The 21,498-nt window shown below is 65.8% G+C and carries 20 protein-coding genes and 1 pseudogene; 10 read left to right on the top strand and 11 right to left on the bottom strand.

The genetic code is table 11. The annotated features are described in order from the left end of the window. Positions 1-55 precede the first annotated feature (55 nt). The 4 genes from EL493_RS30355 to EL493_RS30340 form a co-directional block, all read right to left on the bottom strand. On the bottom strand, positions 56-310 hold the full coding sequence (locus EL493_RS30355) for a YbdD/YjiX family protein (protein WP_019048959.1): 255 nt from the start codon (positions 308-310) through the stop codon (positions 56-58). After that, a complete protein-coding gene (locus EL493_RS30350; protein ID WP_019048958.1) occupies positions 307-2,559 on the bottom strand; it encodes a carbon starvation CstA family protein in 2,253 nt (750 codons plus the stop codon). Before EL493_RS30350 ends, EL493_RS30355 begins: the two co-directional genes overlap by 4 nt. A gap of 124 nt (positions 2,560-2,683) precedes the next feature. Next, positions 2,684-3,094, bottom strand: coding sequence for a VOC family protein (locus EL493_RS30345; RefSeq protein WP_019048957.1), 411 nt, complete (start codon positions 3,092-3,094; stop codon positions 2,684-2,686). 4 nt (positions 3,095-3,098) lie between these two features. Continuing rightward, entirely contained in the window at positions 3,099-3,941 is an 843-nt protein-coding gene (locus tag EL493_RS30340; RefSeq protein WP_019048956.1) for a helix-turn-helix domain-containing protein, read from the bottom strand. A 230-nt stretch (positions 3,942-4,171) separates the two neighbouring features. Between EL493_RS30340 and EL493_RS30335 the strand changes: the two genes are divergently transcribed. The 3 genes from EL493_RS30335 (at position 4,172) to EL493_RS30325 (ending at position 7,613) form a co-directional block, all read left to right on the top strand. Next, positions 4,172-5,089, top strand: coding sequence for a quinone oxidoreductase family protein (locus tag EL493_RS30335; RefSeq protein WP_019048955.1), 918 nt, complete (start codon positions 4,172-4,174; stop codon positions 5,087-5,089). 80 nt (positions 5,090-5,169) lie between these two features. Further along, positions 5,170-6,264, top strand: coding sequence for a redox-regulated ATPase YchF (gene ychF, locus EL493_RS30330; protein ID WP_019048954.1), 1,095 nt, complete (start codon positions 5,170-5,172; stop codon positions 6,262-6,264). Positions 6,265-6,557: 293 nt separating this feature from the next. Beyond that, a complete protein-coding gene (locus EL493_RS30325; protein ID WP_022566365.1) occupies positions 6,558-7,613 on the top strand; it encodes a DUF262 domain-containing protein in 1,056 nt (351 codons plus the stop codon). A gap of 1,065 nt (positions 7,614-8,678) precedes the next feature. On the opposite strand, the gene EL493_RS30320 is transcribed toward EL493_RS30325, so the two are convergent. Then, positions 8,679-10,295: a restriction endonuclease gene (locus tag EL493_RS30320; protein WP_022566363.1), complete on the bottom strand. Its 1,617-nt coding sequence runs from the start codon at positions 10,293-10,295 to the stop codon at positions 8,679-8,681. Positions 10,296-11,230: 935 nt separating this feature from the next. Here EL493_RS30320 and EL493_RS30315 point away from each other — a divergent pair. Continuing rightward, positions 11,231-11,341: pseudogene (locus EL493_RS30315) on the top strand (DUF933 domain-containing protein); the annotation flags it as partial. A 49-nt stretch (positions 11,342-11,390) separates the two neighbouring features. On the opposite strand, the gene EL493_RS30310 reads toward EL493_RS30315, so the two are convergent. Next, positions 11,391-12,629, bottom strand: a complete 1,239-nt coding sequence (locus tag EL493_RS30310; RefSeq protein ID WP_022566362.1) for a S8 family serine peptidase — start codon at positions 12,627-12,629, stop codon at positions 11,391-11,393. 385 nt (positions 12,630-13,014) lie between these two features. On the opposite strand from EL493_RS30310, the gene EL493_RS30305 reads away from it, so the two are divergent. Continuing rightward, positions 13,015-13,425: a hypothetical protein gene (locus EL493_RS30305; protein WP_022566361.1), complete on the top strand. Its 411-nt coding sequence runs from the start codon at positions 13,015-13,017 to the stop codon at positions 13,423-13,425. A 116-nt stretch (positions 13,426-13,541) separates the two neighbouring features. Here the strand turns inward: EL493_RS30305 and EL493_RS30300 are convergent, their stop codons facing one another. Beyond that, positions 13,542-14,120, bottom strand: coding sequence for a TetR/AcrR family transcriptional regulator (locus EL493_RS30300; protein ID WP_019048947.1), 579 nt, complete (start codon positions 14,118-14,120; stop codon positions 13,542-13,544). A 42-nt stretch (positions 14,121-14,162) separates the two neighbouring features. On the opposite strand from EL493_RS30300, the gene EL493_RS30295 reads away from it, so the two are divergent. Then, the gene (locus EL493_RS30295) at positions 14,163-15,017 is read left to right on the top strand and encodes a phytanoyl-CoA dioxygenase family protein (RefSeq protein WP_019048946.1); all 855 of its coding nucleotides are present in this window, start codon (positions 14,163-14,165) and stop codon (positions 15,015-15,017) included. Here EL493_RS30295 and EL493_RS30290 read toward each other — a convergent pair. Both EL493_RS30290 and EL493_RS30285 read right to left on the bottom strand, forming a co-directional pair. Continuing rightward, a complete protein-coding gene (locus EL493_RS30290) occupies positions 15,014-15,583 on the bottom strand; it encodes a TetR/AcrR family transcriptional regulator (RefSeq protein ID WP_022566360.1) in 570 nt (189 codons plus the stop codon). The two genes, EL493_RS30295 and EL493_RS30290, sit on opposite strands and share 4 nt — an antisense overlap. A 41-nt stretch (positions 15,584-15,624) precedes the next feature. Beyond that, complete coding sequence (locus EL493_RS30285; RefSeq protein ID WP_022566359.1) at positions 15,625-16,728, bottom strand: agmatine deiminase family protein; 1,104 nt, start codon at positions 16,726-16,728, stop codon at positions 15,625-15,627. A 185-nt stretch (positions 16,729-16,913) separates the two neighbouring features. Here EL493_RS30285 and EL493_RS30280 point away from each other — a divergent pair, with 185 nt between their 5' ends. Continuing rightward, entirely contained in the window at positions 16,914-17,858 is a 945-nt protein-coding gene (locus tag EL493_RS30280) for an alpha/beta fold hydrolase (RefSeq protein ID WP_022566358.1), read from the top strand. Positions 17,859-17,991: 133 nt separating this feature from the next. Here EL493_RS30280 and EL493_RS30275 read toward each other — a convergent pair whose 3' ends face one another. Further along, a complete protein-coding gene (locus EL493_RS30275; protein WP_019048942.1) occupies positions 17,992-18,486 on the bottom strand; it encodes a MarR family winged helix-turn-helix transcriptional regulator in 495 nt (164 codons plus the stop codon). 21 nt (positions 18,487-18,507) lie between these two features. Here EL493_RS30275 and EL493_RS30270 point away from each other — a divergent pair, with 21 nt between their 5' ends. Then, positions 18,508-18,732 (top strand): hypothetical protein, encoded by a 225-nt coding sequence (locus EL493_RS30270; protein WP_022566357.1) that lies wholly within the window; start codon positions 18,508-18,510, stop codon positions 18,730-18,732. A 1-nt stretch (position 18,733) separates the two neighbouring features. Further along, positions 18,734-19,648 carry a helix-turn-helix transcriptional regulator gene (locus tag EL493_RS30265; protein ID WP_022566356.1) on the top strand — a complete coding sequence of 305 codons (915 nt, stop codon included), beginning with the start codon at positions 18,734-18,736 and terminating at the stop codon, positions 19,646-19,648. On the opposite strand, the gene EL493_RS30260 is transcribed toward EL493_RS30265, so the two are convergent. After that, the gene (locus EL493_RS30260) at positions 19,616-20,242 is read right to left on the bottom strand and encodes a class I SAM-dependent methyltransferase (RefSeq protein WP_036835254.1); all 627 of its coding nucleotides are present in this window, start codon (positions 20,240-20,242) and stop codon (positions 19,616-19,618) included. The two genes, EL493_RS30265 and EL493_RS30260, sit on opposite strands and share 33 nt — an antisense overlap. A 132-nt stretch (positions 20,243-20,374) precedes the next feature. On the opposite strand from EL493_RS30260, the gene EL493_RS30255 reads away from it, so the two are divergent. Next, complete coding sequence (locus tag EL493_RS30255; protein ID WP_019048939.1) at positions 20,375-21,466, top strand: DoxX family membrane protein; 1,092 nt, start codon at positions 20,375-20,377, stop codon at positions 21,464-21,466. The last annotated feature ends 32 nt before the right edge of the window (positions 21,467-21,498 follow it).

The raw sequence follows: 21,498 nt of genomic DNA, 5'->3' as shown, positions 1-21,498 counted from the left end.
CGGTGCTGTCCTGCGGTTGTCCGGCCCCTCCGGCGACGCCCGGTCGGCATCGCGTTCAGCAGCAGCGCGTGGTCGGATTCCGCTCCGCCTCGGCGTAGCGGTCACGCCAGTACTGGCGCTCGCTGGGGACCGGGCAGCCGGGATGCGCGCGCTGGAGATGGGCGACATAGCGCTGGTAGTCCTGGCCGCCGTTGATCGCGCTGTACCACCGGGCGACCCCGCGCACGCCCGCCCACAGCCGCGTCAGCAGCGCACGGGCGGGGGCGGCCGATCCGGTGGACCGGTCGCTCCCGTCCCGCGACGCGCTCACGACACGTGCGCCGATCCGGGCGCGGTGACCTTGCCCTCGGCGATCAGCACGTCCCACTCCTTCTGCACGTCCTTCTCCGCGGCGGTCGAGACGAAACCGCTGGGCGCGAAGATCTTCGACGGCTGCTCCTCGGACTCGGTGCTCGACACCGTGCCCGACCGGATCGCCCGCACGCACACGATCGCGCCGACCACGGCCACGATGAGCACCAGCACCGCGAACACGATGGAGAGCGTGCCCTGGATGAAGGTGTTGCGGATGGCGATGTCGACCTGCTCCGGGGTCTTGGCCGTCAGACAGCCGGTGCCCGCTTCCTTGGCGGCCTGGCACAGGCTGTGCTGCTTCCAGTAACCGAGCTTGGGATCGGCCGAGAAGATCTTCTGCCACGACGCGGTCATCGTGACGAGCAGATCCCAGACCAGCGGAACACCCGGAATCCAGGCCCATTTCAGCAGGCCGCGCTTGACGATGATGGTCAGCACGATGGTGAGCGCGATCGCGGCCAGCAACTGGTTGGCGATACCGAACAGCGGGTAGAGCGCGTTGATGCCGCCGAAGGGATCGTTGACGCCCATCAGCAGCACACCGCCCCAGCCCGCCACGACGAGCACCGAGCACAGCCACGCGCCGACCCGCCACGACGGGTCACGGAACTTGGTGAAGCCACCGCCGAAGTTGCCCAGCGCGTCCGACACCAGGAACCGCGCGACACGGGTGCCCGCGTCGATCGTGGTGAGGATGAACAGCGCCTCGAACATGATCGCGAAGTGATACCAGAACGCCTTCATCGATTCGCCGCCGAGGAACTTGTGGAAGACCTCGGAGATGCCGACCGCCAGCGTCGGCGCGCCACCGGTGCGCGAGATGATCGTCTTCTCACCCACGTCGGCGGCCGCGTCGGCGAACAGTTCCGGCGTCGCGGGCGGACCGGACAGCCCGAGCGTGTTCGTGTACGCCGCGGCCTTTTCCGGGGTGCCACCGGTGAGCCCGAGCGGAGCGTTCATGCCGAAGTACAGGTGCTGATCGATGATCGACGCGGTGATGATCGCCATCACCGCGACGAACGACTCCATCAGCATGCCGCCGTAGCCGATCATCCTGGCGTTGGATTCCTTGGCCAGCAGCTTGGGCGTGGTGCCCGAGGACACCAGCGCGTGGAAGCCCGAGAGCGCGCCACAGGCGATGGTGATGAACAGGAACGGGAACAGGCTGCCCGCGAAGGCCGGACCCGTTCCGGTGTGCGCGAATTCCGACACCGCGGGCGCCTTCAGCACCGGCATGGTGATCAGGATGCCCGCCGCCAGCAGCACGATCGTGCCGACCTTCATGAACGTCGACAGGTAGTCGCGCGGAGCCAGCAGCAGCCACACCGGCAGCACCGAGGCGAAGAAGCCGTAGGCGATCAGGCACCAGGCGATGGTGGTGCGCGAGAGGGTGAACCAGTCGGCGCCCCACTCGGTTTCCGACACCCAGCCGCCGCCGACGATCGCCGCCAGCAGCAACACGATGCCGATCGCGGACACCTCGCCGACCTTGCCCGGCCGCAGATACCGCAGGTACACGCCCATGAACAGGGCGATCGGGATGGTCATCGCGATGGAGAACACGCCCCACGGGCTCTCGCCGAGCGCGTTCACCACGACCAGCGCCAGCACCGCGAGCAGGATCGTCATGATGGCCAGGATCGCCACGATCGCGGCGACACCGCCGATCGCGCCCAGCTCGTCGCGCGCCATCTGCCCGAGGCTGCGCCCGCGGCGGCGGGTCGAGGCCCACAGCACCAGGTAGTCCTGCACCGCGCCGGCGAACACCACGCCGACGATGATCCAGATGGTGCCCGGCAGGTAACCCATCTGCGCGGCGAGCACCGGGCCGACCAGCGGCCCGGCGCCCGCGATGGCGGCGAAGTGGTGCCCGTAGAGCACCCGCCGGTCCATCGGCATGAAGTCCTTGCCGTTGTCGTAGATCTCGGCGGGAGTGGCCACGTCGTCGCGCGGCTTGGTGATCTTCCATTCGATGAACCGCGCGTAGAACCGGTACGCGATGATGTAGGTACAGACCGCCGCGATGACGATCCACACCGCGTTGACCGACTCGCCACGCACGAACGCGAGGATCGCCCACGCGATGGCGCCGAGCACGGCGATCCCCGCGAACACGGCCTTCTTGGCAGGCGTGATCGGCGTGCGATCGACGACACCGACCGGAGGCAAGTCCGGGTCGGTCCGCAGATATTCGATGGTCGCCATTGACTCAACTCCCTGGTATAACGCGCAGAGCCTCGGGTGAAACATAGGAAACGTAGCCGATGGGCCCAGCGCGTCGGAGAGGTTCACCCACCGTCGCCGCCAAGATGAAATTTTGTTCAGCGGGTCATTCGCCGCGGTAGGTGCCGAAGCTCCAGAGGTTGCCTTCGGGATCGGCGACGGAGAACCCGCGCGAGCCGTAGTCCTCGTCGCGCAGGTCGCGGATCAGGCGCGCGCCCGCCGCGATGGCGCGCGCGTGCAGGGCGTCGGGCTGGTCGGTGACCAGGTACAGGGAGGCGACGCCGGCCGGGCGGGTGCCGAAGGGGCTGTCGTCGCGTCCGGTGGAACCGAACATGATCCCGCCGCCCGCGGGCCAGCGCAGTTCGCCGTGTTCGACGACCGAGGCGTCGTCCTCCCTGGCGTAGACGGCCACCTCTTCGAAACCGAAGGCGGTGGTGAGGAATTCGATCTGGGCGCGCGCGTCGTCGAAGGCGAGGCACGGCCAGACCGCGGTCTGGGTATTGGTCGAAGTAGTCATGGTCTCAGCCTCCCGCCGCCGGGGCGTCCGGGTCTTGGACGGATGGAATCTCCTCCGCCAGCCAGGTGGTCGGGGCGCAGCCGGCCAGCTCGGCGAAGTCGCGGTTCAGGTGGGCCTGGTCGTAATAGCCGCAGGCGGCGGCCACCTGGGCGATGGAGACATAGGACGGGGTGGCCGCCAGCATCCGCCGGGCCCGCTCGAACCGGATGATCCGCGCGGCCAGTTTCGGGCTCGCGCCGAACTCGGCGGTGAACTTGCGGGTCAGGTGCTGACGGCTCCAGCCGATCCGCTCGGCCAGCGGCGTGATCTCGCAGGTGCCGCCGGTGCCGACGAGAGTGCGCCAGGCCCAGGTGAGTTCGGGTCCGGCGAGACTGCCGGTGCGCGCGGCCGTGCTCAGCGCCCGATCGCAGGCGGCGAAGCGGCCGGGCCAATCCGGTTGGGACTGCACGGCATCGGCGAGCTGATCCCCCAGCGGGCCGCTCGCGTCGGCGCATTCGATCGAGACATCCCACAGTTCGCTCGCGGGCATGCCGAACAGCACCCGGCTGCCCAGCGGAGTCAGCTCGATCGCGATGCCCTCCTGGAAACCGGTGTGCGCGATCATCGCCGGGCTCGCCTGCAAACCGCTCAGCACGCAGCGGTAGCTCCCGGGCGACTGGTGCGGGTCGGTGTGCTCGACCACGTCGATGGTCGGGCCGATGGCGACGATGAAGGTCATGTGCCGCGAGGGCAGACCCCGGTGCAGGCCGGGCTCGAACCCCGCGAGCCGATAGCCGATATAGCGGTCGATGAAGGCCGCCAGCACCGGCGCGGGGGCCGCGGTCACCACCTGCGTGGTCGACTCCATACGGTCACGCTACGCCGGGGACGGTGGTGGCGACCAGGGCCGACCGGCCGCCGGAGACCGGTGTGGCGTGTCCCACGCGTCCCGGACGCCGCTGTCGGGTAACCGTTCTGTGAAGGTGCTCTCCGTGACGCGCGCGCGTCGGTGAGATTTCGCACTCACAGCGCTGTGAGCTGTGGGAACGTGCACTCGTCCGGTTACCGTTGCGCCTTCGCCCGAATTCAGGAGGTGTCATGCGGCGAGTTCAGTACGAGCGCAGCGGTGGTCCGGAGGTGCTCGAGGTCGTCGCGGCCGAGATGCCGGTGGCCGGTCCCGGTGAGCTGCTGGTGAAGGTCGAGGCGGTCGGTGTCACCCTGTCGGCGATTCGCCGGATCAGCGGCGAGGTGCCCCAGCAGCTGCGGGCCGAAGTCGCGGGTGAGGTCGTCGCGGTCGGTGACGGTGTCGACGGGTTCGACCCCGGCTACCGCGTCGTCGGCCTGTGCGCCGACGCCTACGCCGAATACGCCGTGCTGCCCGTCGACCAGGCTTCCGCCATCCCCGACGGCGCCTCCGCGGTCGACGCGGTGGCGCTGATGCGCAGCGGTCTGGTCGCGCTCGGCGCGCTCGACGCCGCCGCGCCGCGTGAGGGTGAGACCGCGCTGGTCACCGCCGCCGCGGGCGGCGTCGGCCACCTGGCCGTGCAGCTGGCCCGCGTCCGCGGCGCCGGCTGGGTCGTCGCCGCGGTCTCCGACGAGGCCAAGGCCGACTTCGTGCGCGGTCTCGGCGCCGACGAGGTCGTCACCTACGACCAGCTGCTCGCCGCCAAGCAGGCCGACTTCGCCCTCGACGGTGTCGGCGGCGCAGGCCTGGGCGACACCTTCGGCGCGCTCGCCGAGGGCGGCCGCGTGGTCACCTACGGCACCGGCGGCGGCCTCATCGACACCGAGGACCTGCTGGCGGGCGGCAAGACCCTGTCCGGTTTCCGGATCGGCCGCCTCGCCCAGCGCGACCCCGCCCGCTACGAGGACCTGCGTCAGGAGGTGTGGCAGTACTACGCCTCCGGCCTGCTGCACCCGGTCGTGCACGCCGAGTTCGGCCTCGACGAGGCCGCCGCCGCGCACGCCGTCATCGAGCAGCGCGCCAACCTGGGCAAGGTCGTCCTGGTTCCGTGATCGCCGTCGACCCGCTCCGCCCGTGCGGGGCGGGTTCCGGTGGTCTCGCGACCGGGCGCACCGCGTAGACTCTGATCCTCGTGAGCCTCACCCTCGGAATCGTCGGCCTGCCCAACGTCGGAAAGTCGACGCTGTTCAACGCGCTGACCAAGAACGACGTGCTGGCCGCGAACTACCCGTTCGCGACCATCGAGCCCAACGTCGGCGTGGTCCCGCTGCCGGACCCGCGCCTGGACAAGCTGGCCGAGATCTTCGGTTCCGAGAAGATCGTCCCCGCCGTCGTGTCGTTCGTCGACATCGCGGGCATCGTGAAGGGCGCCTCCGAGGGCGCGGGCCTGGGCAACAAGTTCCTGGCCAACATCCGTGAGGCCGACGCCATCTGCCAGGTGGTGCGCGTGTTCGCCGACGACGACGTGGTGCATGTCGACGGTCGCGTCGACGCCGCCGCCGACATCGAGGTCATCGAGACCGAGCTGATCCTGGCCGACATGCAAACCCTCGAGAAGGCCATCCCGCGCCTCGAGAAGGAAGCCAAGGTCAAGAAGGACCGCAAGCCGCTGCTCGACGCTGCCAAGACGGCGCAGGAGTTCCTCAACGAGGGCACCACCCTGTTCGCGGCGGGCAAGAAGGTCGACGGCGAGCTGCTGCGCGAACTGTCGCTGCTCACCATCAAGCCGTTCCTCTACGTCTTCAACGCCGACGAATCCGTGCTCACCGACGAGGCCAAGGTCGCCGAACTGAAGGCCTCCGTCGCCCCCGCCGACGCCGTCTTCCTCGACGCCAAGGTCGAAGCCGAACTCCTCGAACTCGACGACGAGTCCGCCCTCGAACTTCTCGAGTCCATCGGCCAGACCGAGCCCGGCCTGCACGCCCTGGCCCGCGCCGGCTTCCACACCCTCGGCCTGCAGACCTATCTCACCGCAGGCCCCAAGGAAGCCCGAGCCTGGACCATCCACCAGGGCGACACCGCCCCCAAGGCCGCAGGCGTCATCCACACCGACTTCGAACGCGGCTTCATCAAGGCCGAAATCGTCGCCTTCACCGACCTCGTCGAAGCCGGCTCCATGTCCGCCGCCAAGGCCGCGGGCAAGGTCCGCATGGAAGGCAAGGACTACATCATGGCCGACGGCGACGTCGTCGAGTTCCGCAGCGGACTAGCCTCTGGGAAGAAGTAGCAGCACTCGGTTAGGGTTACGACACTGCCAGTCGGGAACAGGTCTTCGACAAGGTCGGCCGGCTCCTTGCACAGTAGACGGTGTTGAGCCAGCATAGCGCTGCTGCGTTTGCGCATATCGCACAAGGTAACCGTTGCACTTTGACCGTTCGATCGGTGCTACTTGTACTTTGCCTGTCGTCAAATTCCTGCCTATTGGTCAACTGATCAGTTCGTTTGTTGACAGCAGCGAGCGGAATCATGGGCGAATCCGCAAACGGTGCGCATTCCGCCCTTCTTTAGTACTCTCGTGGTGTGACAGTGCCCGAACTATTCGATCAACTTGAACCTCAGCTAACTGAGGAGCGTAAGAAAGTTGACGTTGCGTATCATGACTTCTCGGTCCGCGAGCTAGTCCGGATGCTTGTGGACCGAGAGCTGAACATCGCACCAGCGTATCAGCGCAAGTATCGCTGGAAGTCTGAAGTTGCCTCCATCTTTATAGAATCAATTTTTCTTGGGCTTCCAATTCCTCCGATCTTCGTGGCCACTGATACGGGCTATGAGTGGGAAGTCGTAGATGGGCTGCAACGACTCTCCAGTCTGCTGCTCTTTTGCGCTCCCACGCGTGAGGACTTGAGTCTTGTGGGTCGTGGTAGCCACCTGAAACTTGAAGGCCTTCAGAAGCTGTCTAAATTGAATGGTCTGCGTTTCGCGGATTTTCCGCGAGAGCTCCAGTTGTATTTCAATCGTCAGCCGCTGAAAGTTATTTCTCTTACCGATAAGAGCAACCCGGATGTGAGGTTCGATCTATTCGAAAGGCTTAACGCTGGTGCGATATCTTTATCGCCGCAAGAGGTGCGCTCCTGTATCTTTAGGGGCCCCTTCAACGACTTCTTGGATCGCCTAGCTGCTACTGAAGAATTTCAGGTACTTCTTAAACTAAACGACTCTGCAACAAAGGATGGTACAGCGGAGGAAGAGGTGCTTAAATTCTTTGCCTATAAGAACAATGCTCCAAACTTTACAGGACGTGTAAAAGAATTCCTGAACGACTACATGAAATCCGCGACGAAGACGTTTGATTATGGCGGAGAAGAAGAGGTCTTTCGTAGGGCGGTGGAATTTGTTTATGAGGCGACCGGCGGAATGCCGTTCTTGAGAAGTGGCGCTCAGGTTACACCGACTGTCCAGTTCGAAGCCTGCCTAGTCGGTGCGGCAAAAATTATTGAGCGTGGTGACCGCCCTTACGTTTCTGATGCAAACTGGATAAACGACGAAGAATTGAAAGAATTCAGTCGCGGGGGGGCTAATACACGCGCACTGTTGGGTAATAGGATTGACCGCGCGATTACATTGTTCGGGGGGTAAGTTCTGTGACTTGTGAGGAGGAGGTTTTCAAGGCTGCGGACCGCGCATTGGCTCGAGTAGATCGTCTGAAAACCTTTCTATTGCATGCTTCAACCTCACCGCCTGGATTGCCGCAGAATGCGTATTCACAGGAAATTCGAGCGTCATGCATCATATTCTCGATGGCAGAGCTTGAGTCTCTGGTTACCTACGTGATCCGGAGTGTGAATGGTGTAATAAACGATCGAGCCCATGTGGTAAGTGATATCAAACCCTGCCTGCGTTCGATCGCGTGTCATAGCGTATTTGATAGTCTCAGGACGGTTGCTGATTCACAGAAAGTGTGGAGCAGCCGACAGTTAGTTACGACACTGGAGTCGTCTACGGATATACTTGAACTTCCAGTTACCTACGGTACTGCTCAGCCGCCTCTGGACGGGCGGACTTTGACACCAGGGCATTTCATAAGGATATGGTCCATATACGGGCTCGATGGGACCTGGTATCCGACAATCTCGTGCGCAATGACACTCACAAAGTTGAGTGGCGCTAGAAATGACTTAGCGCACGGAAATGAGCCGTTCAACATCATATTTTCGCAACCGGGACTAGATGTAAAGTCGATTGAGCGTTACATGGACGAAATGTGCATGCTGTACATTCATTTCTCTAATTCGTTCGTGGACTACATCGAAAACTCTCGCTATATCTAGCGTCCGGCTTATCGGAGTAGCTTTCTGGTGTTATGACTTAAATGCTGTCCGATTTTATCATCCGGCAATTCGGAAGGCGGTGGTTAACATTGTAGATGGTTGCACGCTGGGTTGGTTTGCGCACGACAAATCCGTATGTTATTGGCGGCGCAGGCGTGCGAGGCTGGCTGACAGAGTGACAATTCGTCATCGACCAGTTCGCTAGGTCTAGGGCAGCTCCTGTTGTAGGCGAGTTTCGATGTGGTCGAGTTTCGCAGCGAACTAGCCTCTGGGAAGAAGTAGCACCCGGGTCGATTGTGCGGCCGGATTTCTTAGCCGGCGTCGAGCCCCGGATACTTGACCGTGCGCGTTCGGTGCTCGGTCGTTCCAAATACTAGTCCGGCGCTTCTTCGTCGAGGAAGTCCAGGGCTCGCGCGAGAGTGGCGAGCTTAGCTCGGACAAGCGCTGGGCTGTCAACGAGGTGATAGGCGGCCGGTCGTCCGCGATCGGCACGCACCGTCCGGACCGAGTCAATCAACGGATGCTGCAGCAAGTCTAGCGTCGCCTCAATATCTGTGGGGTGTGGGCGAGAACCGGTGCTGCCCTCGCGTGCAATCAAGTAGATCTGATCGCTGGTGAGCGCCCCACGTGTGATCTCATCGGTGTCACGTGCCTCTTCCGCGAGCACAGTGATGATCTGCGCCAAAAGGTCTATTCGACGTTCGGCACCAGACCAGCGCAGGTCGAGTTGCCGCCGGTCGTCCTCTTTGCCGGTGATTAGACCCAGGTAATGGTAGGGCGACAGCGGCGAATTAGCATGGCGTACAAGGACTTCCGTCAATTCGGTCGTCGTGATCAGCACGACACCATTTTGTTCTGCTCGCGTTCGTACTCGCCCTGTATCGAAGCCGGGTCCAACCAGGACGACATGGTCGGCTCGGTGCTTGGATTGATGCTCGCGCAGCGTATCAAATGACACCGCCCCCTCGTTTACGGATCCTGATCGCGCAGACTTGGCATCCACGATTATTCGAACTGGCTTTAGCTCGCCATTATCCACAGTCGCCAGTACATCTGTCTTGCCGCCGCCACCGATATGGCGAGCCTCGAAACCGAGAAATTGAAACGCGCGTGCTACGGCTTGCTCAAGCCGGATTGGGCTATCGGCATCCCTACCCCCGTTCATCAAATCGCGGCCGATGTCCGCGGCCTGCTGTAGCTGGGTCTCGCCCGTCGGTTCACCGGTCTCTCCCACGCCCGTCTCGCCGGACCCGCTGGTCTCTGCAACGTCGCGTGGTGTTTGCAGGGGATACCGGGCTGCGATTTCCTCACCGAGAGCAGTCGACTGGTAGCGCCAGTTCGCCCGCTCCATGATCAGCCCAGCCGCCAGGAGAATCTGGAGGCGTGTTCGGACGCCACCTACATCGGCACGGCGAAGCCCGTAGTTCTCCACGGCCGCGCGCGCGAGATCTGGTGCTCGGTCGTGCTCCCGCAGCATGGGGATGATTTCGAGCATGAACAGGTATCGGGTGTGCATCGCAAGCACCAAGTCGAGCGGCTCTGCCGTCTCCAGCCAAGCACGGGCAGCGGGTGTGGGCTCGTAGACATTTAACGATGTCTGTTCGATCAGGCCGGACTTGGTGAGCGTTGTAAGGATCGCGCCAAAAGAAGATTCACTCACCCCAAAGTGTTTTTCGGCAAAAGTGAGCAGTTGAGCTTTACTAACGGAGGGAGAAGCGGCATTGACCAACGCCTGCAGGGCTTGCACGACGTCGGTCTCTCCCTTACCACGCGGCACGTACCCGAGAATCTGATTCCGGGATTCGAGCGCCGACGGTGTCAGGTCGGCAAGGAGGTCTGCAATCGCGGTTGGTGGGTCTTTAATCTCTATTGGCTGCGACGGGGAATGATCTACTTCGGTTGGGCCGTCGAGAGCGAGGCTAGATAGCAGCTTTTCGCCGCGGTCGGTAAGAGCCACGAGCGTTGCAGTCCGGTACTCGACTGCGCCCATGCATGACAGCCAAGTCACACGCCGTCGCGCCTGATCGGCCGTGGTCCACGTGAGGTCATACCGGGTAGCTGCTGCCTCCATAAGTTCGCGCACCGAGAGTGGGCCTGGTCGAAGGGTGTCCAACAACTCGCCCACATACCTGACGTGGCGATGGAAGATCGCCAAAAGTGCGGCGTCATCGCCCGACTCTAGCCAAGCCAGTGCCTCGTCAGCGACCGCAACGTGGGTACGGTCGACCGGCTGTACGAACCCAGCGGATGACAACGGCTTCAATGCGTCGCGTAGCGATCGCTCTTGGCCGCTCCCGTCGCTGATCGCGACCGTCAACAGTCCATCGTGTACGAGGACAGCCTGCAGCAGCTCACGCAAAATGACGATCTGTCTCGCCCCGCCGCCAGGTAGGTACGGCATAGCCGAAAGACGGGACCTCCATGGCAGTGGCCTGACGACGACCGCTTCGCTCGGCTCGTCAACGCGGTTTCCTCTATCGTTAAGGTCGCTTGGAGCAGCATCCATCAGGCTATTATGAATGATCGGTGGCTCTGCCGTAGTCCGATACGTAAGATGCTCGGACCCCCGCAGGTGGTCACAAGTCGTCGAGGAAACCTGGTTCAGGTATCACGCTTCAACCTCAGCGGATAGGCACAGTGTGAGATGGAGTGAGAGCGCTTCAGGCAGCGAATCCGTTGTGTCCCAGGGTATCGCAACAAGGCCATCTGATACTTCGTGCCGAAGCCCATACGGGCTATCTCGACGATCGCGGTTGTCTCCGATGTCCAGTGCTGCAACTCGAAGTCGATCGAGATCGCCGACATTGCCTCGGCCACCATGTGCTCTATGTCGCGATGGCCTGTTCGGTCTTCCATGACGTTCAGTTTAGTGGAACAGATGAAAATATTGAACACGACGCGGGCGCGGTCTTCCTCAACGTCAAGGTCGAGACCGGTTCCATGGCGGCAGCCAAGGCCGCGGGCAAGGTCCGCATGGAAGGCAAGGACTACATCATGGCCGACGGCGACGTCGTGGAATTCAGATTCAACGTGTAATCCCTTGCGCCTGGGGCCAATTGAAGGAGCCCCAGGCGCGGGCGGGGGACTACAGGCCGCCGGTGTTGAGCAGCCGGTTCACCGTGGGTTGGGCGCCGACATTGCCGTTGAGCTTGGGCAGCACGACATTCTTGGTGGATTTGTCCTTGATCCAGTCTGCGATGACCGTGTAGCTGGCATCTCCATACGTCGCCTTGTACAGGGCGCCGACTCCTGCGACCATCGGCGCAGCGAATGATGAACCCTTGCCGATCGCGAAGCCGCCACCGATCTTCGGCATGGGGACCAGATGTCCGGGTGCGTACAGTTGAATGCAGCCACCCCAGTCCGAGGTGTCGGCGGCGTGATCGTCGGCGTCCGTGTGCGCGACCGCCATGACCCCGGCCGCATCGGCAGGCCAACCGAGGCAGGCGTCCATTTGACGATTACTCGTGGAATTGGTGATGAAGAAGCCGGATTCGGCGAGATTGTTGAATACCCCGCGCATCCATCCCGCCGCGATCTGGTCCTCGAATGTACCGGTTGCGTTGGCATTGGACGACAAGTTCACTACGGCAGGCTTCTGGCCGTGTCCCAGCAACCAGTTGGTGGCGCTGAGAATATCGGTGAAGCTGGCTCCCGAGTCACAAGGTGATATGCGGAGGGAGACCAACGTGACCTTCTTGGCCACGCCGAACTTGGCGCCGCCCAGCATGCCTGCGACGCCGGTACCGTGCTGATAATTCGCGCAGGTGGCGGTCATCGGCGAGGTGATCGTGGACATGCCCTCGGAGGCTCGTCCCTCGAAGTCCGGGTGAGTGACATCTATGCCACCGTCGATCACGTAGGCCGTGACGCCGGCGCCGGTGGCACTAGTGGTGTAGTTTCCATCACCGGGCAGAGCTGCCTGATTGATTCGATCGAGTGCCCACCCCGGACCAGGTTGGTCGGTCGGAGTGTACCCATCGACGCTCGAGGGACTCAGTGTGTGCTGGTCCTGCAGGATCAACTCCACCGATGAATCGTCCTGTAGCGCTTCGATTTGATGCTTCGAGAGTTTCGCACTGAAGGACCTCAGCGCGGTCGCTGTTACCCGAGTCTCGTTGATCTTCGCCCTTGTCAACACGGCGTCGAGGTCCGCGCCCTCTTTCACGCCGACGATATAGACGTCTGGGATGCCGCGGCCGTTTTCTGCCAGTGCCACAGGCACCTTCGGCTTCTGCTCGGCAGGATCGGCGGCGGCGGGGATCGCCGCTGCGGCCAGTATGGAAAGTACCGCGACTGGCAGCGCCAACCAGGTCGTTTTCACGTGAATGAAGTCCCCTCGCTTGGTGAAATGCGTTGTTGCGCAGGTGGATCAGTTGCCCCGAAGTCGCCGCAGCGCGTAGTCGTCAGCGTTGGCCGAGAAGCTCCCACCCCATCCCGCCCGGAACGGTACGGACCCCGAATCTCAAGTGAAGTATGTATGTTTCAAATATGACGAAGATTACTAGGCCTCCTGTTGCGCATAAGTAGCGGCGCGTCGAATGTGCTGGAAACCGTTGTGCGCAGGTAGAGCGCGGACCGTGTCCAAAGGTGGACGGCCGTGACGTCCCAGCCGGCCGCGAGGACGGCCTTCGTGCAGCAGCGAGGTAGCGGTAGGTGACTGGTTGACGACGATCGCCGACTGGGTATCGGCGGCCTAAGCTCAGGTCGTGTACAACGAAATCCCTTCGCCGAGGGAGGAATTGGAGCAGCGGCTCCGGGCCGCTCTCGTCGGCTACCCCGCGTTCACAGTGCGGGCGGTCGGCCGGCGTGAACTCCGTATCGAACGCCCCTACCGTCATGATCTGCGGGGAACTCCGTATTGCTTCCGGCTACACCTCGAACAGAAGCGTAAGTATGCCCTGACCTGGGAACTTTGGGACACGGAGGGGCAAACTCCGCGTCGGGAACGAGATCGGGAGCAACCGGTGCGGGACTTGATCGCGGCCGAGGTGTCGGAGTTGGGTTGGCGACCGGGACGTAGCGTCGTGGGTTGGATGATCACCATGCTCATCACGACGATCAAGATCGTGATGGCAGTGATCGTGGCGCTGGTGTTCGCTTACTACGTCGGCAGATAGCGAAGCGCACCTCAGGATCGACCGTTCGGTCGTCCATGGCGTTCACTTCGATTGAACGCCGTCAAATACTGAACATGGCGGCCGCCTGCGCCGGGGAGCCGGTCGCTCGGCGGGGCTCAGGAGATGCCGAGGGTGGCGGCGGTCAGGTGCCAGAGGCGGGCGGTGGCTTGGTGCTGGTCGGCCGGAGGTGTCGAGCGGAGTTGCTGGGCTATGCCGTGGCGGAGGCCGCCGATGACGTAGGCGCCCGCGCTGTCGGGGTCGAGGGTGGTGGAGAGCTGACCGGCGGTCTGGCCGTGGCGGATGTTGTCGGCGGCCTTGGCGCTCATTCTTTCGATGTGGACGGCTTCCAGTTCGGCGAGGTCGGGGTCGAGGGCGGCGCGGGTGAGGAGGATGGGGGCCAGGGGGTCGTCGAAGTGGTAGGCGACGAACAGGTGGGTGCGGGCGTGTTCGCGGGTGGCCCAGTCGGCGTCGGCGGGGAGGTTGGCGTCGGCGATAGCGTGGCGTAGGCCGTCGTAGAAGCCGTCGTAGATGGCGGCGAGCAGGCCGGACTTGGAGCCGAAGTGGTGGTAGAGGGCGCCGGTGCTCAGGTTGGCGCGGCGGGTGAGCGCGCTCAGTTCCAGGACGCCGTTGCCGCGGACCAGTTCCTCGCGGGCGGCGGTGAGAAGTTGTTGACGTCCGATCGGAGCGCGTGCCATATTCGAAACATAACAGAACTCAGTTATGTTAGAGGAGCCGGCATGAGCAGCGAAGTGTCCTCGTTGACGGATTTGGGCGGCGATCTGGCCGGTACCTACCGGCGGACCGCGAGCGGCGGCGCCGTCGTCGACCCGGCGGTCGTCGAGGCGGATCTGGCCGCCGTGCGGCGCGACGGGTTCGTCATCCTGCCGGACCTGCTCACTGCCGACGAGCTGGCCGGGATTCGCGAATCCGTGACGCCGCTGCTGAATCGGCACGGCCGCAACAACTTCGAAGGACACACCACCCAGCGCGTATACAGCGTGCTGAACAAGACGGCGAGCTGCGACCGGATCGCCGACCATCCGCGGGTGCTGGCGCTGCTGGACCGGATGTTCCAGCCGAACTACCTGCTCTCGATGTTGCAGGTGATCAATATCCTGCCGGGCGAGCAGGCCCAGATGCTGCACACCGACGACGGCTTCTACCCGCTGCCGCGTCCGCGCGCGGCCCTCGGCGCGGCCACGATCTGGGCCATCGACGACTTCACCGCCGACAACGGCGCCACCGACATCATCCCCGGCAGTCACCACTGGGGCGATCGGCTGCCCGCGGACGAGACCCGCGAGCCCGTGGTGATGCGCGCCGGTTCGTGTGTGTTCTTCCCGGGCACGCTGTGGCACGGCGGCGGCGCCAACCGCACCGACCGGCCGCGGCTGGCCGTCACCGCCCAGTACTGCGAACCGTGGTTGCGGCCGCAGGAGGCGTTCACCCTCTCGATCACCCGCGACACCGCGCGCCGGGTCTCCGAGGACATCCGGCGCATGCTCGGCTACAGCATCCATCCGCCGTTCATCGGCCAGGTCGACGGCATGCACCCGAAGCGCCTGCTCGAGCCCGGCGCGCAGCCGCTCTAGTTCGCGCCGAGTTCGAGTTCGACCGCGCCGGTGAGCAATCGACGGGCGCGCGGCAGATCGAGCGATCCGCTGTGCCAGCGCTCGCTGAGCCCTTCGACCAGGGCGGTGAGGCGTTCCGCGGCGGCGGCGGGGTCGACCGTGGCGGCGACCGTGCCCGCCGTCTGCGCCGCACCGATCAGGTCCGCGATGTCGGTGTTCCAGGCGGTGGTGGTGGTGCGCAGTGGCGCGCGCAGATCGGCGTCGAAGGCCGCCGTGGCGCGCAGTTCGCCCCAGGCGACGCTGTTCTCACGCACCGCGTCGACGTCCTGGAGTTCGAGCAGCAGCATGTCCAGCACGCGGGTGCGCGGATCGGTGGCGGCGGTCCCGTCGGTGTAGGACTGGGCGCGGTGATTGATGTGTTCGAGCGCCGCGCGCAGGATGCCGGCGCGATCCTTGAAGTGGTAGTAGATCAGCGCCGTGGAGACCTCGGCGGCCGCGGCGAGCTTTTCGACCCGCAGTCCGCGCACGCCGTCCTGGGCGATGACGCGGACCGCGGCTTCCATGATCTGGGTACGACGATCCGACACGATTCCTCACAGTAGGTGCCCGGCCGGGGGCCGGAGGCGGCTCAGTCGACGGGTTCCTGCTGGGTGGTGCAGTGGATACCGCCGCCACCTGCGGCGATGCCGTCGATATTGATCTGCACCACTTCCCGGCCGGGGAACAGCCGGGTCAGGGTCGACGCGGTGGCGGCGTCGGCGGCGGGATCGCCGAACTCGGGGGCGATCACCGCGCCGTTGCAGACGTAGAAATTGATGTAGCCGGCGGCGAAGTCGTCGTTCTCGAACTGCTCGCGCACCGTCGACGGTCCCGTGAGCACTTCCACGCGCAGCGGGCGGCCGTGCGCGTCGGTCGCCGTGCGCAGGATGTCGAGGTGACGGCGGGTGACGTCGTAGTCGAACGAATCGGGATCGTTGTCGAGCCCGGCGACGACCACGCCCGGGCCGGTGAAGCGGGCGTAGAAATCGGTGTGCCCGTCGGTGATGTCCTCGCCGGCGATGCCGGGCAGCCAGATCACCTTCTCGATGCCGAGCAGATAGGCGAGTTCCTCCTCGACATCGCGTCTGCTCCAGCCCGGATTGCGGTTGTTGTTGAGGACGCAGCTCTCGGTGATGATCGCGGTGCCCTCGCCGTCGACCTCGAGCGCGCCGCCCTCGAGCACCAGATCGGTGTGCAGGGTCTCCACGCCGGCCCGGGCGGTGACGAACTCGGCGACCTTCGCGTCGGCGCGGTGGCGCTGCTTGTCGCCCCAGCCGTTGAAGTTGAAGTCCACGCCGGCCTTGGCGTCGCCGCCGCGCACGAACACCGGTCCGGTGTCGCGCATCCACAAGTCGTCGAGGTCGGTGGTGATCAGTTCCACGTTCGCGGCGCCGATCAGCCGCTGGGCCTGGGCGAGGTCGCCGGGGCGGACCAGCATGGCGACCGGCTCGAAGCGGGCGATGGTGGTGGCGATGGTGGCCAGGTTGCGCTGCACCTCGGCCACCAGGTGGGCGCCCCAGATCCGCTCGTCGGCCACGAACGCCATCCAGGTGCGCTTGTGCGGCTGCCCCTCCTCGGGCATGAGCCAGGTCCTTCCGTCGTGCTCGGCCGTGGTGGTGCTGTCGTCGCAGCCCGTCCACAGCACGCTGCCGAGTGCGGCCAGCGTGGTCTGCACGAAAGTGCGTCGTCGCATCGGTTTCTCCTTCCGGTACGTCCGACCCTAGATCCTGACTGAAATTTCAGTCAAGGTGACGCGCCCCACCTGGGTGGGGTTCTGTCCACCCTCGGGGCGTGGGCGCCAGCACTCGGGGACCTGATGAGCGCGGCCGATCCGGCGCAGAGTTGTACCTGTCACCGCACCACGAATCGGAGGCCACGATGAGCATCAGGACAATCACCCAGGTCGGGGAACGTCGGGTGCCGGTCGTGACCGGAGACGGCGTGGAACTCGCCGTGCGCGAGTACGGCAGCCGCGCCGCGGAGCTGACGGTGGTACTCATTCACGGGCACTGCCTGCGCACCGAATCCTGGGCCGGCGTCCGCGACGCGCTGCTGCGTGACTACCCCGGCGCGCGGGTGGTCTGCTACGACCACCGCGGCCACGGCGAGTCCGCCGTCGCGCCGCGTCAGACCTACCACCTCGAACAGCTCGGCGACGACCTGCACACGGTGCTCGACGCCGTCGCGCCCACCGGGCCGGTGGTGCTGGTGGGGCATTCGATGGGCGGGATGACCGTGCTCACCTACGTCAGCCGGTATCGGCACGAGATCGGTACCCGCATCGTCGGCGTGGGGCTGGTGGCGACGGCCGCCAGCGGGCTGGCCGACGCCGGCTTCGGCCGCCTGCTGCGCAACCCGATCATCTCCGTGTTCCAGGCCGCCGTCCGGCGCGCGCCGCGGCTGATGCAGCGTGCGAAGGTGCTGGCCTGCAAGGTTTTCGCGCCGGTGGTGCGGACCGCGGAGTTCGGTGACCGCACGGTGAGCCCGCGGGTGCTGGCGCTGGCCGAGGCCATGCACAACGCCACCTCGATCGTCACCATGGCGACCTTCCTGAGCGCGTTCAAGACCTTCGACCGCACCGACGCGCTGGCCGACCTGTCGACCGTGCCCACCCTGGTGCTGTGCGGCTCGGCCGACCTGATGACGCCCGCTTCGCACTCGGTCGCCATGGCCGCCGCCGTCGACTACGCCGACTTCGTCCTGATCGAGGGCGCGGGCCACTCGGTCATCCTCGAGCAGCCCGCCCAGGTCGCCGCGGCCATCGCCCGCCTGGTCGGCCGCGCGCGCACCGCCGACCGCGCCGAACTGGCCCTCGCCGCCTGACCCGCCGTCACGGGCGGCCCGGTGGTTCCGGTAGCAAGTCGCAGCCGAGGTATTGGAAAGCCTCGTCGAGGGCATCCTCGGGGACCGGTAATTCGAATTCATGGATCGGGGAGTTCGGCGCTAATTTTTCGCTTCATGCGCCGGGTTCGTCAGCGATATTCCGGATAATTCGGCCGAAGGCGCCCGCGACGATATCGAGGGCGTCGTCGGTGACCGGGTCCACGAAGTGGTCGCGGACAATTCTTTCGTAGCCGGGTAACGCCGCGTCGACCGTGCGGGTGCCTGCCCGGGTGAGTTCGGCGACGACGCCGCGGCGGTCGTACGGGTCGGGCCTGCGGCGCACGAAATCGCGGGCTTCCAGGGCCCGGACCAGGTGGGTGAGCTGGCCGCGGGAGACGCGGACGCGGTCCGCGAGCGCACTCATGCGCAAAGCGGATTGTGGTGCGCGGTGCAGGGCGAGCAGAATCCGGAATTCGGCGAAACCGAGCTGATGGCCCTGTTCCAGGTGGCGGTTCACGATGTCGTCGAGTGAGGACTTTCCGTCGAGGTAGGTACGCCAGGCCAGTCGTTCGCGGGGTGTCAGTTCGTCGTCGCTCTCGTCCGTCGAACGAGAACGCTCGTCCACCATGGAGCGGATGTTACCGCGTTGATGTCGATCACACTCATGTCGCTATTGCTATTTGTTATCACTCCGAACGGCGATGTAGGCGACGGAATTGTTGAAGATTTCACTATTCCCGCGGACGGGAACCGCCGGTTCGACTGGTGTCCGACGCTGCCGTCTGAAAACCTCTGCGGCAGAGCTGATCTCGTGAAGCGCGACAGCGGTGACAGGGAAACGATCGCGAAATACGTTGGGTCAGGGGGCATCTGAGATGTGTGCTGGAGAGGACTGGGCGCAGCGGATATCGCAGGCGCTGGCGCCGGTCCGGGTGGAAGTCGGCGCGCGGCAGCGGCCACGCGGCCGGATCGCCGCGCAACGATTCGCCGGCTTCGATCTGGCCGTGCTGCGGGCAGGTCCGCAGACGCTGCACTCGGTGCCCGACGACGCCTCCGGTGGCGATGTACTCGTGAGCATCCAATTCGAAGGACAGGCGGAAGCCGAGCACGCCGGGCGCACGATCGCGGTCGGCCCCGGCGATTTGGTCGTCTACCGCGCCGGCGATCCGTTCCGCTGGACCATGCGCGAGGACTGGGCCCAGGTGCTGTTGCGGCTGCCCCTGGACACGCTCGCCGACGGCGCGATCACGGCCCTCCCGCTGCACCTGCCCGCCACCGGCGCGGCCGAGGTGATCGCGCGATTCTTCGCCGGTGTCGCGGAACTGCGCCAGCCCGAGCACGCGGCGGCGCTGGCGGTGGGCGGCCTCGACATGGTCCGCGCGGTGGTCGCCGCCGCGCGCACGCCGGTGCTCGCCGAGAAGCCGGGGCGGGCGCTGTCGCGTGGGCAGGTGCTGGTGTTCCTGCGCAGGCATTTCACCGATCCGGAACTGACCGTCGACGGGATCGCGCGCGGCTGCCTGGTCTCGCGGCGCACGCTGCATCGGGCCTTCGAGTCGCTGGGGACCAGCCCGGCGGCCATGCTGCGCGGGATGCGCGTGCGTCACGCCAGGCAGCTGCTGCTGCGAGACCGGGCGCGGTCGGTCGCCCGGGTGGCCGAGGCGAGCGGGTTCGCCTCGGTGCGGCAGTTCTATCGCGCCTTCCGGCTCGAGACCGGGATGACGCCGGGACAGTTCCGGGTGGTCAGGACCGGCGCCCGGTTACCCGTGACCGCCCTCGGGTTGACGGCGTGAGGTCGCCAGCGCGGCGTAGCGGCGCATGTCGTCGGTGGCCGGGCGCTCGAACCGGTCGATTTCGGTGAATCCGGCGTCGGCCAGCACCGCGGCCATGGTGTCGACCGGCCAGCGGTAGGCGGGCGTGACCTTGTGCGCGAACACCTCCACCGGCTCGTCGGTGTCGAAGAAGCCGAGCACCAGCCGCCCGCCCGGCGCCAGCACCCGGGCGAATTCGGCCAGCACGGCGGGCAGTTCGCCCGGTGTGAAGTGGATCAGCGAGAACCAGGCCAGCAGGCCGCCGATCGACCCCGTCGGCGCGTCGATGGCGCGGATCGAGTCGACCCGGAACGGGATCCCGGGATAGCGGGACGCGGCGTGGGCGATGAACTCCGGGACGAGGTCGATACCGGTGGCCGCCAGACCCGCCGCGTGCAGTGTCTGGGTGAAATGGCCTGGTCCGCAGCCGAGGTCGAGCACCGGGCCGTCGGTGCCGGCGAGGTGGCGCAGGACGAACGCGGAGTCGTCGGGAGGCAGGTCGGTGGGGGAGCCGAACAGGTCGATGTACAGCTCGTTGATCGCGCTGTAGGCCGTTCGGACGGTGGTGTCGGACACCACGCCGACGGTAGCGGCGGGGTGTGACTGAACAGTGCATGCCCTGTCGCCGCGATCGTTTGTGGTCCGAGGTCCGGGGTAGTCGACTGGCAAGGAGCCGTACTCCCCAGTCGTAGACGAAGGGATCCGACGATGCCGATCAAGCCTGTCCGCCGCGTTGCCCGCACCCTGCTGGCGACCACATTCGTCGCCGGGGGCATCAACGCCTTGCTGAATCCGAAACCGCGCGCCGCCGCGGCCACCGCGCTGGCCGACAAGGGCCGGGCCGACCTGCCCGACTCCCTGGCCGCCCGCGTCCCCGACAACCCGGACGTGCTGATCAAGGTCAACGCCGCCGCGCAGATCGTCGGCGGGCTGGTCCTGGCCAGCGGCCGGGCACCCCGCCCCGCCGCGTTCGTCCTCGCGGCGACCGTCATTCCGGGCACCATCACCGAACAGGACTTCTGGGCCGAGCCGGATCCGGATCGCCGGGCCGCCAAGCGCGTCGGCTTCCTGAAGGATCTGGGGCTGCTCGGTGGCCTGCTGATCACCGCGTCCGACACCGCGGGCAAGCCGTCGCTCGGCTGGCGCGCCAGGCAGGCGCTGTCGCGGCGCGAGTCGCGCGTGGCCGCCGAGAGCGCGGCCCTCGTCGGCGCCGCCAAGCTGCGCGGCGCCCAGGTGGCCGACGCGGCCGGCGAACAGGGCGCCCACCTGGCCGACCTCGCCCGCGAGCGCGGCCCGGAGCTGGCCGAGGCCGCCCGCGAACGCGGTGCGCACTGGGCCGAGGTCGCCAAGGACCGTGGCCCGGAGCTGGCCGAAGCCGCCCGGGAGCGCGGTGCCCAGTGGGCGGACGTCGCGAAGGATCGCGGGCCGGAGCTCGCCGAGGCGGCCAGGGACAAGACCGCGCAGTGGGCCGAGGTCGCGAAGGATCGCGGACCCGAACTGGCCGAAGCCGCCAGGGAGCGCAGCGCGCACCTGGCCGAGGTCGCGCAGGAGCGTGGACCGGAGCTGGCCGCCGTGGCGCGGGAACGCGGCGTGCACCTGGCCGAGGTCGCGCGGGAACGCGGTGCGCAGCTGGCCGAGGTGGCCAAGGAGCGGGCGCCCGAGCTGGCCGAGGCCGCGCGGGAACGCGGTTCCCATCTGCTGGAGGTGGCGCTGGCGCGTGGCTCGCACGCGGCCGAGGTCGTGCGCGACCGGGCGGAGAAGCTGGAGGAGGCGGCCAAGGAACGGCGGTCCGCGCACTGATCGCGCGGGCCGGGGCCCGGCGGCCTGAATCC

Source organism: Nocardia asteroides, from assembly GCF_900637185.1.
In the GTDB taxonomy this organism is placed as follows: domain Bacteria; phylum Actinomycetota; class Actinomycetes; order Mycobacteriales; family Mycobacteriaceae; genus Nocardia; species Nocardia asteroides.
This window is presented reverse-complemented; position numbering and strand designations above follow the sequence as displayed.